The sequence below is a fragment of the Colwellia sp. Bg11-12 genome (assembly GCF_014076955.1).
In the GTDB taxonomy this organism is placed as follows: Bacteria; Pseudomonadota; Gammaproteobacteria; order Enterobacterales; family Alteromonadaceae; genus Colwellia_A.
This window is the reverse complement of sequence record NZ_JACGUZ010000078.1, coordinates 1-17,554: the sequence shown is the minus strand read 5'-3', so window position 1 is coordinate 17,554 and position 17,554 is coordinate 1. Positions and strand designations below refer to the sequence as shown.

Below are 17,554 nucleotides of genomic sequence, written 5' to 3'. Positions count from 1 at the left end.
CCTTTTTGACCAGTAGGTCGCCCTGTTATTATATTTAATTGATTTTTTGGTAACGCATTTTATTTGGACATTTTTAATAAAAGTACTTATCTGTATCACATTAAGTAAATAAAGGATTACACTCAAAGGATGAACAACCATATTAAAAGGCTTGATTAGTGCTGAATCTTACAATAAAACAAAAAATCATATTTGGCTTTACTACAATCGGACTATTATTATTAACCGCGAGTAGCTTCTTCTATTATTCATTAAATAAAATATCTGACGCGAATAATAATGTTGAAACATTGGCAGTTCCGGTGCAGAACCAAAGTGGAGCCTTGCAAGTCCAATTATTGAAGATGATGAAGCAAGCTGCGGTTGCTTATACACAGTCCGATACTGATGAGCTAAAAGAAAGCTTAAAACAATTTGGTCTACTCCAAGAAAATTACCAACAAACAGTGCAGTTATTAAGCCTAAAAGTAACAGATCAAGCAAAAATGCAATTAGCCCTTAAGCAGGCGCAAATGCAATATCTGCAGTACACCACATATATTGAAGCAATGTTTTTGGCGAAAATAGAACACCAGCAAGCAACAGTAAGCTTTCAAAGTGACTTTGAGGCCTTTGAAAATGCACGGTATCAAGCAAGCACGCAAATGCTTGATTTAGAAATAATTGAAGCAACAGGACAAGAAAAATTACTCGATGAAGTAATAGGAACCGGTACGCGTATTGATGATTCTCTTTATACTTTAGGCAATACCATGTCTGGCCTTAATCGCATTGAATTAACTGAATTAGTGACTAAGCATCAAGAGGATATGGTTTTTTTAGTCAATAATATAGCGACTAATTTTACTTATTTAGTAAATCAAGCCGAACCCCTTAAGGCAGATGATGTGCTAGAAAATTTCAGAAAAAACTTTACGGTTATACAACAATCACTCGATAAACCTGGCCGCTTATACCAGTTACAATTACAAACAATAGACTTAAAGCATCAAGCCAAAGAAGCTTACTTGGCAGCCACAAAATCTTATAACCTAACCTATGCCAAACTTGATGAACTAGTACTGCTCGCCAATAAACGTTTTGTTCACTTTCAAAATAATGCGCAAGAAGAAATTCAAACGGGTAAAACATTGGCAATAGTTTTGGCCTTAATTTTTATTGTTATGGCGAGCTTTATTTCTTATATCACCACTAAAGCGATGATTGGACCTTTACGAGCAGTCAACAAAGCACTCGCTCTAATTGCCAGCGGTAATCTATCAAAACGCATGGAGAAACGCAGTGATGATGAATTTGGCGTACTTATTACTAATATTAATAAGTTGTCAGATGATCTTACTCACTTGCTCAATACGATTAATGAAGACGCACACTCGCTTGATGAATCTGCGGGGCTCACCAACAAACAAAGCCAATTTATTTCAGCATCTGCCACTCAACAAATAACCCGAATAGATAATGCCAAACAGCTCGCCGAACAAATGTTTGCCAGTTCAAATAGGGTAAAAGATGAAGCAGACATTACCGCAAGCCACGTCACTGAAGCCTCAAAACGTAGCCAAGACATTAATAATATTGCTAATGATAATAGCCACCGTATTAAAAAACTATCCACTCGATTAAGTGAGTCTGTTGAAGTAATGGACTTACTTAGCCAGCATAGTCGCAGCATTGGTAGCATTTTAGATACAATTGGGGGCATTGCTGAGCAAACAAACTTACTGGCCTTAAATGCCGCTATTGAAGCCGCTCGAGCAGGAGAACAAGGTCGTGGGTTTTCAGTAGTCGCAGATGAAGTAAGATCACTAGCTTCTCGTACTCAAGCATCAACGGCTGAAATACAAGTGATGATTAATAATTTACAAAAAGACACGTCTATTGCGGTTAAGGCTATTTCTGAAGGTCAAACACAAGCCAGTGAGTGTGTTGACCAAAGTCAGCAATTGAGCCATGCCATTAACCAAATTGAAGAAACGCTCAAAGCTATTGACTCAATGAGTAAAAGCATAACAACGGCGGCAGAGGAACAGTTGGTTTATAGTGAACAAATAGAGCAAACAATGAATGACACAGCCGATGCAGCAAGTAAAAATGCAAATGAAGCCAGCAATATGCACAAAAGAAGTGAAGATGTGAGTAACCTGGCTCATTCGCTGACAAGCTCGGTAGAACGGTTTACACTTTAAACGAGTAGATATTTACGACAAGAGTGCAGTTTTATAGAGCGTCATCATGAGATAATCTCAGATGACGCTAATATTAATTGCAGCGGGTCAATTAATTCATCGTAACAAATTCTTCTGCACTCGTTGGATGTATCGCGATAGTATTATCAAAGTCTGCTTTCGTCGCACCCATTTTCATGGCAACTGCAAACCCTTGCAACAACTCGTCACTACCAAAGCCAATACTGTGAATGCCAACAATTTTTTCTTCTTTACCCACACAAATAAGTTTCATACGCGTAGGATCACGATAATCTTCAGTCATCGCCTGATATAGAGCAGTGAACTGTGAATTGTAAACCTTAACCTCTTCTACTCCGTATTCGGCAAGCGCTTCTTTTTCTGATAGGCCAACCGTACCAATAACTGGGTGACTAAACACAACCGTGGCAATATTTGAATAATCTAAATGCTCGTCAGGTTTATTGTTAAATAAACGCTCACATAATCGACGGCCAGCAGCAACCGCTACAGGTGTTAATTGAGCACGGCCGGTGTTATCACCTACCGCATATATCCCCTTAACATTTGTATTTTGGTATTTATCAGTAGAAATAAAACCACGGCCATTCATTTCTACACCAGCAGCCTCTAAGTTAATATTATCTGTAGCAGGCTCTCGGCCTATTGCCCAAATTAACGCATCAACTGGCCCTACCGATTGACCGTTTTCTAAATGTACAGTCAGTTGCCCGTTGTCATGTTTTTCAACACGCGTTGGAATACTGTGGGTATGAAGTGTTGGGCCATGTTTCGCCATTTGCTCAACTAACGTATCACTCAGCATATCGTCAAAACCACGTAGTGGTTTTTCTTTACGTACTAATAAATGTGACGTGGTACCTAAAGCATGAAATACGCCAGCAAGCTCTACCGCAATATAACCTGCCCCCACAACCGCAACACTTTTAGGTTGCTCTGTTAATGCGAAAAAGCCGTCAGAATCGATGCCGTACTCTGCACCTTCAATACTTGGAATGCTCGGACGACCACCTGTGGCAATAACAATATGGTCAGCTGTAATGTGCTCACCATTGACTTCTACGGTATTTTTATTAATAAATTTGGCAAAACCATCAATGACAGTAACACCGTTACTCGCAAAACCGCGTGCATAAGCCGCATGAATACGTTCTATATAAGCTTCTCTGTTTTTTACTAACGTTCCCCAATCAAAACCTTGTAACGGCGCTTTAAAGCCATAATCAGCAGAGTAATGCAGTGCATCGGCAATTTGTCCTGCGTACCACATGGCTTTTTTAGGTACACAACCCACATTTACACACGTACCACCAATTTGCTTCGCTTCAATTACCGCTGCTTTTTTACCGTGTTTTGCTGCGCGATTTGCAGAAGCAATACCGCCACTTCCTGCACCAATAGCAAGAAAGTCAAAATGTTGAGTCATGTTTTTATTCCTAGAAAAAGAGTATTAATAATATATGCGGCTAAACCTACCGTTATTCAAGCCGCTTATCTATTCTGGTTTGTTAACTTTTATGCCAATGGCATCAGCTTGCAAATATTGTTCTATTTTGCCACTTTCGACAGCCTTGCTATACAAATAGCCTTGAATGAGATGACAGTGTTTCTCGCCTAAAAATTTCAGCTGTATTTCATTTTCTACACCTTCAGCAATGCAGACCATTTTTAGATTTTTGGCCAACACTAAAGTAGCCGCTACAATGGCTTCATCAGCAGAGTTAATACCGATCCCCGAAACAAAGCTCCGGTCAATTTTTAAAATTTTCAAAGGTAATTTTTTTAAGTAAGATAATGATGAGTAACCCGTACCAAAATCATCTAAGGCGAGTACAACACCTAATTTATCAAGCGCTTTCATTGTAGATATGGCTTTGTCTGGATCAGAAATAAGCATACTTTCAGTAACTTCAAACTTAAGCGCTTCAGCGGGTAAATTATGTGTTTGTAAAATATCTTTCAAATAAGGAATTAAATTGTCTTCAAGGAAATGCTGAACAGACAGATTAATCGATAAGTACATATTAGGACGAATAGCTCGCCATTTTTTCAAATCGATGACACCGCGTAAGATAGCGGCTTCGGTCATAAGGATGATCAACCCGAGGTCTTCTGAAAGTGGAATAAACTCATCAGGTGGAATAAGTTTATCACCGCTTTGCCAACGTAATAATAATTCTGCACCTATCGCCTTACCTTGGTATGAATCAACAATTGGTTGGTAGTGATTAACAAACTCACTGTTTTCAAAAGCGAGCTTAAGTGTAGATTCTGCATATAAACGTTCGCTTGCTTCAACATTCATACGGGGTGTATAAAATTGAAAGGTATTACGACCCAGTTGCTTAGAATGATACATAGCGACATCGGCGTGACGAAGTAATTCATCACTATCTTTGGCGTCTTCGGGGAAAAGAGCAATGCCGATGCTAGCACCCACGCTAACGGTATTGCCGTTTAATGTTACCGGTTCACCAATCGCTGTAATAACTTTCTGTGCAATGCGACCCAGTTGGCCATGACCGCGAAACGACTCTAAAAGCACAACAAACTCGTCACCGCCAATACGAGCAATCGTATCATCAACTCTCAGTACTGCTTTTAAGCGCTTAGTAACTTCTTGTAAGAGTAAATCGCCACAATCATGCCCTAATGAATCGTTAACTTGCTTAAACCTGTCTAGGTCAATAAAAAACAAAGCAATCGACTCTGACATACGGGCAGAATAATCCATCGCATGCTTTATTCTGTCGAGCAATAATGAACGATTAGGTAAATCAGTTAAATAATCATAATTTGCTAAATAACGAAGCTCTTTTTCCGCATGTTTTTGCGCGGAAATATCAGTAAAAATACAAACAAAATAAATGCTATTCGTTGATTCATTGAGGCTCGCACTCACGGTTAAAATAACATGATACTCTTCGCCAGCTTTCGTTTTGATTAGCTCTTCACCTCGCCAATCATCACCAGCCTTTAAATGAGAAAATAACGTTTGGTAAAAACTAAAGCGATCGTTTGTTAATCCAAATAATTTCGCATCAAAAGCGAACTCTTCATCTTGCCAAGCAAAAACCTCACGCAAAGATTCATTCGCGATTACCCGGCTAAAGTTGTCACTAATAATTAAGACCCAATCTTTAGTTTTCTTAAAGGCCTCACCATAAAAGTGAGCACGTTCGGCGTCGGCTAACGACTGGGTAATATTTGTATATGCCCCAGTAATTCTGGTTGGTTTACCTTTAATGTCAGTTGCCACAATTTTTCCAAGGTCTTTAAACCACAACCACTGACCATTGGATTTTTTCATTCGGTAACTACATGAAAAGCTAGTCTTAATATCAGCTGCAGCCAAAAATTGTAACCATCGTGAATGAAACAATTCACGTTCACCTTTGTGAATTAACGACAAATGCTTCTTAAAGCTATAAGAATATTTAAGGTCGCTATAACCTAATTCTTCAGAGGCGCGTTTAGCGAACATTAAGTTATCATCGCTTTGCCAATCCCATACTTCACTATTACTACCCGTTAGTGCCAGCTGCAGTCTATTTTCTCGGTATTTTACCTCTTCATGTGCGGCAAGTAATAAGCGCGTATTTTGTTGGCGTTTTGCATACCACAGCATAAATACAATCAACAAGAGCACAACATAAACTAAGTAAGCTAGCGGCGAAGACCAAGGAGCATATTGCACCACAAAGTTAATAACAAAAGCTTCAGAATATTTTTTAGTTTCAGCTGATTGAATACGCACTACCAGCGAATGCTCTCCTGAAGGTAAGCTCGGAAAAGTAATGTGATTTTCAGTGGTTAATGGATAACTTATATTATCAGCACCATGTAACTTATATTCAAACAGGAAGTTATTCGTGTTGTTGAATGTTAATGGCGAGAAATCAATACGAATACCCACATCATCATAATTTAATTGAACGGTATCATCATTACTCAACACAAAAGGTAAAGCTAAATCACGTGATAAAACATTAATATTAGTAGCATAAACATTCAGCTGATCTTCATAATTTTTCTTCTTTAAGCTGAGGGGGTTAAAAATACTTAAGCCATTCATCGCACCGTAAGCAAAATTGTGATTATCCATTTCATAGAAAGCGCCACCATTAAACTCTCTGCCGATTAATCCGTCACTTATACCGAAGTTACGAATATGGTGTGTTTCAATATCAATCATATAAATGCCATTATGACTGGCATACCAAAGGTCACCTTCTGGGTCTGCCAATAAACCATAGATATTATTGCCGACAATAGAATTACCTTTGTGGTAAAAGTATTTTTTTTCGTACGTTTTACTGTCTAAACCAACAAGCCCTTTGCCTGAAAAACTAAGCCAAAGCATGCCTTTTTTATCAAAGGCTAAGCTTTCTATAAAGGTCCACTCTGTTTCTTTAATATTAAGATCTTGATATACAAGTGTATTTGTGCGATTTCCTAGGTCAAAAAACCATAGTGAATTATTGGTAGCAAAAAGCATTTTGTCACTATTAGGTAAATAGCCTAGAATATTGAAGATTTTGTCTTCTGCTATTTTTTCGCTCATCTCATCAAGCGGGTCAATAATTCCCGTTGCCAGATAAATACGATTGACACCTTTTTCCGTAATACTCCACAATGTATTATATCGATCATAAAAGAAAGAATACTGCTCTAACGCAAGGAGTTCTTTCACTTTATCGTCGTACGGAATATCAATGAGTTTTTTACTTTCTATATCAAATAACACCACGCCTTTTGCAGTAGAAATCCATAAACGTTGCTGTAAATCTTCATAGATACCATGTATATAGCTAATATTAAAAGTGCTTTTTGGGTTGTTTGTTGTTAAATAGTGCAATATTTTTTTGTTACGCGTATCAAGTAAATTAAGCCCATTTCTTGTACCCACCCATAGCTGTTCAGGATCGCTACGTAGTGCAGTAATAAACCAAATAACATTGTCTGTCAGACTCTTTGCATTGTCTTTTTTGTAACCGTAATTACTGATTAAGCTCCGCTTAGGATCCCACTTATACAGACCCGTTGCCCTAGAACCTAACCAAAAAGAACCTCGTTTGTCTTTCAAAATAGAAATAACATCATTGCTTTTAATATGGTCAAAAAATTCATTAAATGAGAAAAGAAATTCGGTGGTGTCGGTGGTGGTATTAATGACTGATAATCCTAAGTGACTGCCTTGGTATAAATTATCGCCATCAGCATAAAGCTGCCAACTTGACACTGCATCAGTGATCACTTTATAGGCAGGCAATTGAAAATCGCCTGCTAAATAATTATTCACTTTATTAACGGCTAAGCTATAAACACCATGGTCTGTCCCTAAATAAAGATCATTGGTTGCACTAATATTCAGGTTGTACACTTTATTTGCACCAACAGCACTAAAGCTGTCTGAACTAATTTCAGTGGACGTAACGGCAGGTAACTTTTTCCATGCTTTAGTTTCAATATTCAGCGCAAAAACACCAACACGTGTCGCAATATATAAGATGTTTTGGTGTAACAATATTTCGAAAATATTATTAACCGCAGTAAGCTCATTTGATAAATCTAATAGACGCGTACTTTTTTGAGATATTTTGTTATACACGATGATAGTTTTTGCACTGGCAATAAAAAAGTCATTATTGTTGCCCTCGACCATATCCGCTATATAATAATTTTTATTTATCGGGTCTGTTTCTAGAATTTTTTGGTAGGTATCTATTTTTTTGTTGTAGGTATATAACCCTTTATCAACGATGTTGAACCAAAGTAGCTTGTCTTTATCTTGAATAATTCGGTACGTTTCATAATTGTCAAAATCATTATCCGGCCCAGGTAAACTGCGAAAATTATAACCGTCATACATATTCAAGCCACTTTCAGTACCAACCCAAATAAAACCTTCATCATCTTGAAAAATAGTTTTAACCGAGCCTTGAGACAAGCCATGCTCAACTGACAAGTTTTCTAAATATAAATTATTCACCTCTGCTTGTGCAGTATTTGTGAAAAGCATAGCGCACAGTAAAAAAAGTGAACATAAGAAATTCACAGCAAAAAAACGAAACATAACACCTCGAGAAACTCATGACGAAGACAAATCATATATTTTTAGTATAAGTAAAATACAATTAAAATAAATATTTATCCGAACTAAAATGGTAAATAAAGAGCATAATTAACAATAACAAACACCGTATTAACATAGACAGTAGCATTTATTTTTTTAAGGTGGTCAATTTTAAGTAAAATAGATTGAAAACAAAAAGCGCTACACCTTGAATCTTTCCTATTAAGGTCTTACATCTACATCATCATTTAATAAAGAAGACCGCATTATGAGCAATCCATTATTAACAGTTTCAGATTTACCTCAGTTTTCTCAAATAAAGCCTGAACATATAAAGCCTGCTGTTGAGCATGCGATAGCAGAATGCAAAAAAGTGATTGCAGCAGTGCTTGAAGAAAAAACATTTACCTGGGCTAATTTAATCATGCCTACCGATGAAGCTGACGATACGTTAAGTAAGCTGTGGTCGCCGGTATCCCACATGAATTCGGTTGTTAATAGTGACAAATTACGTGAGGCATACGAATCATGTTTACCACTTTTATCTGAATACGGTACTTTTGTGGGTCAACACCAAGGGTTATATCAAGCCTATCAGCAACTCGCTGCTAGCGACGAATATCAGCAATTGAACATAGCTCAAAAGAAAGTGGTTGATAATGCGTTGCGTGATTTTAAATTGTCAGGTATTGCCTTAAATGATGAAAACAAAAAACGGTACGGTGAAATTGTTACCCGCTTATCAGAATTAAGTTCTACTTTTGGCAATAACCTACTTGATGCCACACACGCTTATAGCGTTAATATTACTGATAAAAGCGAACTTTCTGGCTTACCTGATAGTGCTATTGAAGCAGCGACGGAATTGGCAAAAGAACAAGAAAAGCAAGGTTGGTTGTTCACCTTAGACATTCCAAGTTATTTACCCGTTATGATGTATTCTAGTAATGCAAAATTACGCGAACAGCTCTATCGTGGCTTTGTTAGTCGCGCCTCAGACCAAGGTCCTAACGCTGGCGAATTTGACAACAGTGACATCATGAACGAATTGTTAAAACTACGTCATGAATTAGCACAGTTATTGGGTTTCAATAATTTTGCTGAAAAATCTATTGCCACAAAAATGGCCTCATCAACCGATGAAGTCTTAGGCTTCTTAGAAAATCTTGCCATAAAATCAAAGGCACAAGGCCAGCAAGATTTAAATGAAGTTAAAGCATTCGCGAAAACAGAATTTAATCAAACAGACTTACAAGCTTGGGATCTGCCTTACTACAGTGAAAAATTAAAGCAAAGCCGTTACGCTATTTCAGACGAAGAATGTCGCCCTTACTTTCCAGAAAACAAAGTGGTGTCTGGCTTATTTGAAGTTGTTAAACGTTTATTTGGATTACAGATCAATGAAATAGCTAACATTGATACTTGGCACAAAGATGTGAAGTTTTTTGAAGTATTCGACAGTAATAATAATTTACGTGGTCGCTTTTATTTAGATCTATACGCTCGTGCCCATAAGCGTGGTGGCGCATGGATGGACGATTGTAAAAGTCGTCGTGAATTAATAAACGGTGACATTCAATACCCTGTTGCTTACCTCACGTGTAACTTCAATAAGCCTATTGGTAATAAACCTGCCCTATTCACTCATGACGAAGTGGTGACTTTATTCCACGAATTTGGTCATGGTATTCACCATATGCTGACACAAATTAACACGAGCGGTGTTTCAGGTATCGATGGTGTTCCTTGGGATGCAGTAGAATTACCGAGCCAATTTTTAGAAAACTGGTGCTGGCAACCAGAGGCATTAGCTTTTATTTCAGGTCACTATGAAACAGGTGAACCACTGCCACAAGAAATGCTTGATAAAATGCTAGCGGCAAAAAATTATCAATCGGCGATGCAAATGTTACGTCAATTAGAATTCAGTATTTTTGATTTCAAAATGCATAGAGATTATCAACCTGAACAAGAAAATACCGCCTATATTCAGCAGACTTTAAATAAAGTTCGTGAAGAATACTCGGTAGTGAAAGCGGCTGACTTTAATCGCTTTCAACACAGTTTTGGCCATATTTTTGGAGGTGGTTACTCTGCAGGTTACTACAGCTACAAATGGGCAGAAGTATTATCAGCTGACGCCTTTAGCCGTTTTGAAGAAGAAGGGATTTTTAATGCACAAGTAGGTAAAGACTTTCTCACTAATATATTAGAAAAAGGTGGTTCACAAGAACCGAGTGTATTATTTAAAGCTTTCCGTGGTCGTGAGCCTAAAATCGATGCCTTACTTCGCCACTGTGGTATTGAAGGATAAATAACGCCGTCAGTTAACGTAAAACACTGAGCGTATTTAAAGAGAATTCACTTTTTAAATACACTCAGTACTCGCCCTATAATTTGGCTTCGGCTCACCGGACCAAACTGCTCAACAGCAAGACTCGATAAGTTTTCACCTTTACACCAAATAAAGCCATTGCCATCAATTAATGCGACCGTTTTTATGATCACCCCATATTGACGATGATGAACTAATATTGTTTGTTCTGGTTTTATCTGTAGGTACTTCCACCAGTGGCACACCAACACATAGCTATATTGAGGGATGCGCGGAAACATACTATGTCCGGTGACTTTCCAAATTTTAAAGCCTAAAAACGTCATGTATTTAATGTAGAGCGCGCTAAATTTGGCGAATAAGTACATTGAACCACAAAGGTTGTTTCTACTAAGAGTGGCTCATAACTTTGAGAAGAAATACCACAATGCGCCACCACAGTGGCGAAATTGACTTTATTATCTAATTTTTTAATTAAGTGATATAGCATAGTGCCCCCCTAATTTACCTATTTTATAGCAGACATTCCGTTAATGGACGGTCCCTTGGTTTTCATCAAGTTGCGCTTTAAATTCTTTCAATCCTTTTTGACACTCTTTACAAATTGAATATTTTCGTGAAAACAAGAGTACGGGCATAAAAGTCAATTGTAGTGCTTTTAATGCGATAAGTTGCATGTCGTCGCATTGTTGACTATTTTGACTCAGTGCTAACATACGATGATGTGGGATCAACAAGTATTCTAACGAAACTTGGGGGTTACCCCTTGTTTCATAGAGCACAGCTAAGTTATGACAAGTCCCTATCCATGCCATGAGTAGTTCAATATTCATGGCATCCACTGCCCATAAATTATCAAGATATGAAGCCGCTTCTTTATAACAATATTCCGCTTGTACCCATTTTTTATTATCAAAAAATTCATTACCGTCACTCAATAAACGTTGCCATTGCCGCATAGTTTTTCCTTCTCCGTGTAAATAAGTTTAAACTGAATTAACTAGTACTTCTGGTGGTGAACCACCAGCCAAACTTAATGATAATCATTCTCAATTAGATCTTCAAGGAGTATTTTAGGCTGTCCCCTATTATTTTATCATCTGAAAAATAAAGTAGCCTCAATGGGGGGGTAACGGTAACTTGCTTTCCACCTTTTACTTTCACTGTGTTAATATTTTCCCCCATAAAAGTAATCGCAACTTAAATAGAAAATTTATGTCTTTAGAAAAATTCGACTCTCTATACCAACGCGCCGCAGAACGTAAAGGCGGTGCTGCTGTGCTAAACCTATTACTAGGTGATACTCAACAAGATAATTTAGTCGCCAAACTAGGTGACGATAGAATTTTGTCAGCCTTTACTAAAAAAATTTTTCAGAGTGGTTTTGTTTGGCGGGTGGTCGAAAATAAATGGCCAAACTTTGAAGAAATGTTTTTTAATTTTGATCTGACAAAAATACTTATGATGCCCGAAGAAATGCAAGAGCGTAAAGCAGCCGATGCTCGAATTATTCGTAATTTCAACAAAGTAAAAACTATTCAAGCGAACGCACACATGATGTTTGATGAAATACATAGCGATAATAGCCCACACCATAGTTTTGCTGAGTTTATTGCGGCATGGCCAAGTAATAACATGATTGGTTTATGGGATTACTTGAAAAAAAATGGTCAACGCTTAGGCGGTAATACTGGGCCGTATGCTTTACGTGCTATTGGTAAAGACACCTTTTTATTAACCCGTGACATTGAAGCTTATTTTCGTGCGAAAAAAATAATTGACGGTGGGCTGCAAAGTAAAAAAAGCTTAGCCGCTATTCAAGCCGCTTTCAATCAATGGCAAAGTGAGTGCGACTTATCACTGAGTCAACTCAGCCGCTTAGTTGCCTATGCAACCGGCGATAACAATGTTCAAGTAGAGTTTGATTAATGGATATATCTACAATAGCCGTAGGTTACGTTGATAAAACCGATGTTGATTTAGCTAAAAAAATTGCTAAAAAATGGCAGCTAGCCTATATAGGCCACAGCGCTTCAGCCACTACACACCCTCAATTACTGTTTTTACTACAGGTAAATTTTCAGCAGCTGGAACTGATCAAACTTGATGAACCCAAACTCGGTGGTATTAAAGTTGATTTTGTTGATGGAGCCGTTGCCCATCGACGAAAATTTGGTGGTGGACGCGGCCAAGACATTGCTAAAGCGATTGGACTAAAACATGGTTTTACCCCACATGTACTAGACGCTACCGCAGGCTTAGGAAGAGATTCTTTTGTATTGGCTACCTTAGGTTGTACAGTAACCATGAAAGAGCGCATGCCCATTGTTGCAGCATTACTAGAAAATGGTCTTGAACGCGCTAAGTTAAATAATGAAGTCAGTGATATTGCCAATCGGATGTCACTTGTTCATGCTGCCACAATTGAAGAATTGGAATTCACCCAACAGCCCGATGTCATTTATCTTGACCCGATGTACCCTCATCGAGAAAAGTCGGCCGCAGTGAAAAAAGAAATGCGCGTATTCCAATCACTTGTCGGTGAAGACTTAGATGCAGATGATTTACTTGAACCAGCATTGAAGTTAGCTAAATATCGCGTTGTGGTTAAGCGCCCAAGTTATGCGCCACCCTTAAATAACAAAACGCCTTCAACCAGTATAAAAATGAAGAAGAATCGTTTTGATGTTTATGTTAATCAGGCTATTCCTAAAAACAATTAACCTAGTATCCCGAGTTTAAACAGTCGTTATCGCTAAACCCATACCTTGTCAAATTAAACTCATACTATGTCAATATGTTCGGTTTATGAAAGTTTATTACAAGGTAGATTTACGTGTATATAAGGAATTTACGAAAGTCTTCTGCAAATAAGAATATTTTTAAGCTTGCCAGCACTAAATTAAATGACATAGTCATGTGTGAAAGCTCAATGTAGTGGTCAAGTAAAATTGGCCACAGATTTGTATTCAATCGCAAATAAAAAATGCCAGTCTCTATGGCTGGCATTTTTATTTAAAACGGTATTTGTGCTGTTATTTACCCTATGATTTAAGCCGTCTGGCTATGCACCACTGGAATTTCTTGCATCTCTCCAAGGTCAAATTTTAAGCGACGGTCGGCACAATCAAAATATTTGTCATCATGTGTCACCGCGATAATGGTTTTGCCTTTGGCTTTTAACCAAGGAATGATTTGGGTATAGAAAACATGACGGAAGTGAGGGTCTTGGTCAGCAGCCCACTCATCTAAAACATAAATATCTTTATCTTCGAGAATAGCTGATATCAAGGCCAGGCGTTTTCGTTGCCCCATAGAAAAATCAACATACTTGTAGCCGTATTGATCACATTCAACTTTATCTTGTAAATCAAAGCGTTCAAGCAAAGTTTGTACGGCTTCATTGTCAGCTTCTTTACCGTTCTCGTTGAGAAGGGTTTTGTACAAGTAAAAGTCAGGCAGTACAATCGCCATTTTTGCAACATACTGTTTGATGTTGCCTTCATTCAAAACCATATCATTTACCGATATTTGGCCTGATGTTGGCTTGTACAGTCCCAAGAGCACATGTAAAAAAGTAGATTTTCCGCTACCATTGCCACCGGTAATAAAGATGACTTCACCTTTATTGATTTGCAAATTAACTGGGCTAACCACAAATTGGTTATCTGTTTGGGCGTATTGAAAACCTATATCTTTAAAATTAATACTCTGCCAATCTGTGTTTAGTTTGCTTGAGTCGACAACCTTGTCGTTTGGATTATTTACCGCTATGTCCAAGCTTTCGATTTTTTGCAATGATACTTTAGCGCGAATAATTGATTGCCATAGCCCCATTACGTAGCCGAATGGACCCGCGAGATAAGTCAGAATAAGTACATAACTCATGACCAAATGCGAAGTTTGCATAAATTGGCTGGTTGCTACTACTACACCCAGTACCAGGAAAATCAGAGACTGGCTAATATTGCGGTTAATATCCCAAGAAAAACCATATCGACGCTCACTTTCTTTTAGCTTTTCAAGCTGAACATCTAGGTTGTTTTCAACATAGTGCTGCTTTCTTGCTGCATTGAGTGATAGTTGTTTAGCCCCTTCTAACATCCCTTTATAACCTTCAAACATATCATCTTGATTAGCACGCATCAGGCTGGCATTTTTACCTATTTTTTTCATAATCGAGCTGGTAAAAAAGGCCGAGATTATTATCGTTGATATCAATACCGCAAAGACAAAAGGTGACAGATAAAATAAATAACCAAAACAAGCTACCAGTAAAATCACGTTGTAAATGAACGCCGGCATCTCTGCTAATGCGCTAGAAATGGCATTTACATCATTTGTTAACACATTATATAGCTTTGAACGACCCGCTTTCTCAAGTGTCATAAAGTCTGACTGCAATATACGATCGACTAATGACTTCCTAACTTCTTTGATTGATTTTGAGGTAAAGAAAGATAACGCATAACTCGTTAGCATCGAGCTACATAATAAAAATAGCCATAAACCGCCATATAAAGCGGCGGTTATTTTGGTAAAACCTTGTTCACCAGAATTACCTATCAAATGAAACAAGCTTAAAGAAGCCAGTGCACTTAGCATACTTAGGCTACCAGAAATCAGCATGATCCCTTTGAACTTTTTAATGAAAAAAAACAACATGGAATTTACTCCAAATAAAAATTTTAATTGCCGTAAATAATGCGACTATGAATGTGAAACGGGCTCGCCCATTGATACCAGTACTCGACGTTCGCCTTTAAATGGATCACGTCCGTGTGAAATAAGCATATTGTCCATTAACAACAAGTCGCCTTTTTGCCATGGAAAGGCCACAGTGGCTTTTTCGTAGGCTTGATTGATATGAGTAATAACATCATCTGGAATAACGGTTCCATTACCGTAAAGCGTATTGTAGGTTAATGCATTTTCGCCAAACTGAGAAACCAACTCTTTACGGATAATGGGACACAGGCTAGATGGGTGCCAAAATGCAGCATGATTAAACCAAACTGATTCGTTAGTGTGAATATGTGAATGAATAGCAGGCCTTATTTGGCGAGTGCGTATCTGCTGCTCACTGAGGATTTCCAGTTCGATATCGGATTCTTTACAGTAAGTTTTTACTTGTTCAATATCATCAGTGTTAAAGGCTTTTTGCCAGGTAGGACCTAAGCCATTTCCATAGTTGCGAACCAACATCCAGCCCAGGCGCTCGAACTTTTCACGTATATTCTTATCTATGAAGTTATATACCTGCCTAACGTCGGTGATGGGAGTCGCACCGCCTTCTGTTGCTGCTATCATGCAACAAAATGCAATTTTCATTGGCCAGCGTTTTACGTATGACAATTCATTGTGCTGGGCAATACTCAACTCATTTGGAAACTCAGTTGAGGTGTAAGTGCCTTTGCCTAAATCGGTTCTGGGTGTTGCTCCTTCCATATATTGGGCTAAGGTTGGAATAAACTCAGCAGCTGCGCGTCTGAAGTCTTCTTCGTTTTCAATATCAAAACCTCTTAACAATAAAGCGCCATGGTTATTAAGGTGATAAGTAACATCAGAGGAATTCTCTTCGAGCCATGTGGTCGGATTTGAGCTTGCCTGTTGCGCTTCTATCAGTAATGGGAAGATATTGTCTTTAAACATAGGTCTAATCGATACAAGATCTTCACTGACGGTTAAATTTCTGCTTAATAATTGTGGTAGCTCGGGCGCTGTATTATAAGTTTGTGCTTGTTCAGTCATGGTATATTCCTTAAGTTATAGAATTAGTTGTAATCAAAGTTATTAAGCAAAAGTGAAACTGCTTGGCGTATAAAACATGTCTTGTAATTGACTGGCGAGCTGATGACTAAAACTTGCTCCTACGATACTAAAGTGATCGCTTCCAGCTATTCGTGCTGTCGTTAGTTGTTTAATGTGTCTGTGCCAATGGGCTACCTGTGTATTATTGCCAGCCGCAATCAACAAACCTTGGCCAGTGCTAGGCTGCATTTTGTGTTGGTGAAATAACTGGTCATTATGAGTTAAAATGGCTAAATGCTTGGCCAAGTCATGCTCTTCTATGTCTTCAGGTAAGCGTTGCTGTGTTACACCTATTTCCTTAAGTAGTTGTAAAGCCTGATCAATAGTTAAATCATGCAAGCTGTCAAGCTGTAGGGTCGATAGATCAATAGCCATCTCTTCAGCCATCATGGTGATTAAAACGAGTTGCTCAGTAAAGTTGAGGTCATGAGGTGTTGGATATGAATCTATTAGTGCAATATTTATCTGCTGGTCACCCAATAATATCGCTTGTCTTTGCATTTCTTGCGCAATCACCCCACCCATAGACCACCCAATTACGTGTAGTTGGCCCATTGGAGTAAGTTGACGTGCTAGGCAAAGGTAGTGACTTGATAATTCCTCTAGGCTTGGGTGACGCATATTTGTGCTTTGAAATGCATATACCGGGATTCGGCTGTCAATGTTTTGTAGTAACTCTCGATAACAAAAAACCTGACCACCAAGCGGGTGAACAAAAAATATCGGAGCAAATTCGGCATCACCCGTGCGCAGTTTAACCAAGGTTTGCTCAGTGAGCGATAAAACCGATTGTGAGAGTGATAGTGGGGATTTACTTTTATCATTTTCTGGACTGGTTAAAACTTGGCCAGTTAATGGCAGTTCAGAGGCTTGTTCTAGGCAGTTTGCCATGAGGTGTATCGTTGGGGCATCAAATACTTGGGCGATACTAAATTGTTGCTGTAAACGTCGAGTAATGTTTGAGACTAATTTGATAGCCAATAGTGAATGGCCACCCATATCAAAGAAGTTGGCATCGACGCTAATATTGTCTTGTCCTAATAACTCACTCCAGATGGCTTGTACGGCTAACTCCATTTTCGTTTCTGGTGGCAGATATCTAGTGGTGTCGGTGCTTACATCGAT

Annotated in this window: 12 protein-coding genes; 4 read left to right on the top strand and 8 right to left on the bottom strand. The window is 38.3% G+C overall.

Annotated elements, in window-relative coordinates; translation table 11 throughout:
• The first annotated feature begins 158 nt into the window (after positions 1 to 158).
• On the top strand, positions 159 to 2,186 hold the full coding sequence (locus H4J39_RS14980; RefSeq protein WP_182229203.1) for a methyl-accepting chemotaxis protein: 2,028 nt from the start codon (positions 159 to 161) through the stop codon (positions 2,184 to 2,186).
• A gap of 91 nt (positions 2,187 to 2,277) precedes the next feature.
• On the opposite strand, the gene gorA is transcribed toward H4J39_RS14980, so the two are convergent.
• Both gorA and H4J39_RS14970 read right to left on the bottom strand, forming a co-directional pair.
• The gene (gene gorA, locus H4J39_RS14975; protein WP_182229202.1) at positions 2,278 to 3,633 is read right to left on the bottom strand and encodes a glutathione-disulfide reductase; all 1,356 of its coding nucleotides are present in this window, start codon (positions 3,631 to 3,633) and stop codon (positions 2,278 to 2,280) included.
• Positions 3,634 to 3,702: 69 nt separating this feature from the next.
• Positions 3,703 to 8,229 (bottom strand): EAL domain-containing protein, encoded by a 4,527-nt coding sequence (locus H4J39_RS14970; protein WP_182229201.1) that lies wholly within the window; start codon positions 8,227 to 8,229, stop codon positions 3,703 to 3,705.
• A gap of 322 nt (positions 8,230 to 8,551) precedes the next feature.
• On the opposite strand from H4J39_RS14970, the gene prlC reads away from it, so the two are divergent.
• Positions 8,552 to 10,597, top strand: a complete 2,046-nt coding sequence (gene prlC, locus H4J39_RS14965; RefSeq protein ID WP_182229200.1) for an oligopeptidase A — start codon at positions 8,552 to 8,554, stop codon at positions 10,595 to 10,597.
• Positions 10,598 to 10,644: 47 nt separating this feature from the next.
• On the opposite strand, the gene H4J39_RS14960 is transcribed toward prlC, so the two are convergent.
• Genes H4J39_RS14960 through H4J39_RS14950 form a run of 3 tightly spaced genes read right to left on the bottom strand, consistent with a single transcriptional unit; the run spans position 10,645 to position 11,577 of the window.
• Positions 10,645 to 10,899: a S24/S26 family peptidase gene (locus tag H4J39_RS14960; RefSeq protein ID WP_182229199.1), complete on the bottom strand. Its 255-nt coding sequence runs from the start codon at positions 10,897 to 10,899 to the stop codon at positions 10,645 to 10,647.
• Between the two features lie 41 nt (positions 10,900 to 10,940).
• The gene (locus tag H4J39_RS14955; RefSeq protein ID WP_182229198.1) at positions 10,941 to 11,108 is read right to left on the bottom strand and encodes a hypothetical protein; all 168 of its coding nucleotides are present in this window, start codon (positions 11,106 to 11,108) and stop codon (positions 10,941 to 10,943) included.
• 40 nt (positions 11,109 to 11,148) lie between these two features.
• Complete coding sequence (locus H4J39_RS14950) at positions 11,149 to 11,577, bottom strand: hypothetical protein (RefSeq protein ID WP_182229197.1); 429 nt, start codon at positions 11,575 to 11,577, stop codon at positions 11,149 to 11,151.
• Positions 11,578 to 11,833: 256 nt separating this feature from the next.
• Between H4J39_RS14950 and H4J39_RS14945 the strand changes: the two genes are divergently transcribed.
• Positions 11,834 to 12,547: a DNA-3-methyladenine glycosylase I gene (locus H4J39_RS14945; protein WP_182229196.1), complete on the top strand. Its 714-nt coding sequence runs from the start codon at positions 11,834 to 11,836 to the stop codon at positions 12,545 to 12,547.
• Complete coding sequence (locus H4J39_RS14940; protein WP_182229195.1) at positions 12,547 to 13,341, top strand: class I SAM-dependent methyltransferase; 795 nt, start codon at positions 12,547 to 12,549, stop codon at positions 13,339 to 13,341. Before H4J39_RS14945 ends, H4J39_RS14940 begins: the two co-directional genes overlap by 1 nt.
• A 328-nt stretch (positions 13,342 to 13,669) precedes the next feature.
• Here the strand turns inward: H4J39_RS14940 and H4J39_RS14935 are convergent, their stop codons facing one another.
• The 3 genes from H4J39_RS14935 to H4J39_RS14925 form a co-directional block, all read right to left on the bottom strand.
• A complete protein-coding gene (locus tag H4J39_RS14935; RefSeq protein WP_182229194.1) occupies positions 13,670 to 15,283 on the bottom strand; it encodes a cyclic peptide export ABC transporter in 1,614 nt (537 codons plus the stop codon).
• Positions 15,284 to 15,328: 45 nt separating this feature from the next.
• Positions 15,329 to 16,369, bottom strand: coding sequence for a TauD/TfdA family dioxygenase (locus H4J39_RS14930; protein WP_259368855.1), 1,041 nt, complete (start codon positions 16,367 to 16,369; stop codon positions 15,329 to 15,331).
• A 42-nt stretch (positions 16,370 to 16,411) separates the two neighbouring features.
• The coding region (locus H4J39_RS14925) for a thioesterase domain-containing protein (protein ID WP_182229193.1) at positions 16,412 to 17,554 on the bottom strand (1,143 nt) is incomplete at its 5' end.

Bases quoted from the DNA above. Each gene is read 5' to 3' on its own strand.
- gorA (WP_182229202.1), bottom strand. From the start codon at position 3,633: ATGACTCAACATTTTGACTTTCTTGCTATTGGTGCAGGAAGTGGCGGT.
- H4J39_RS14970 (WP_182229201.1), bottom strand. From the start codon at position 8,229: ATGCTTTTCACAAATACTGCACAAGCAGAGGTGAATAATTTATATTTA.
- prlC (WP_182229200.1), top strand. From the start codon at position 8,552: ATGAGCAATCCATTATTAACAGTTTCAGATTTACCTCAGTTTTCTCAA.
- H4J39_RS14960 (WP_182229199.1), bottom strand. From the start codon at position 10,899: ATGTTTCCGCGCATCCCTCAATATAGCTATGTGTTGGTGTGCCACTGG.
- H4J39_RS14955 (WP_182229198.1), bottom strand. From the start codon at position 11,108: ATGCTATATCACTTAATTAAAAAATTAGATAATAAAGTCAATTTCGCC.
- H4J39_RS14950 (WP_182229197.1), bottom strand. From the start codon at position 11,577: ATGCGGCAATGGCAACGTTTATTGAGTGACGGTAATGAATTTTTTGAT.
- H4J39_RS14945 (WP_182229196.1), top strand. From the start codon at position 11,834: ATGTCTTTAGAAAAATTCGACTCTCTATACCAACGCGCCGCAGAACGT.
- H4J39_RS14940 (WP_182229195.1), top strand. From the start codon at position 12,547: ATGGATATATCTACAATAGCCGTAGGTTACGTTGATAAAACCGATGTT.
- H4J39_RS14935 (WP_182229194.1), bottom strand. From the start codon at position 15,283: ATGTTGTTTTTTTTCATTAAAAAGTTCAAAGGGATCATGCTGATTTCT.
- H4J39_RS14930 (WP_259368855.1), bottom strand. From the start codon at position 16,369: ATGACTGAACAAGCACAAACTTATAATACAGCGCCCGAGCTACCACAA.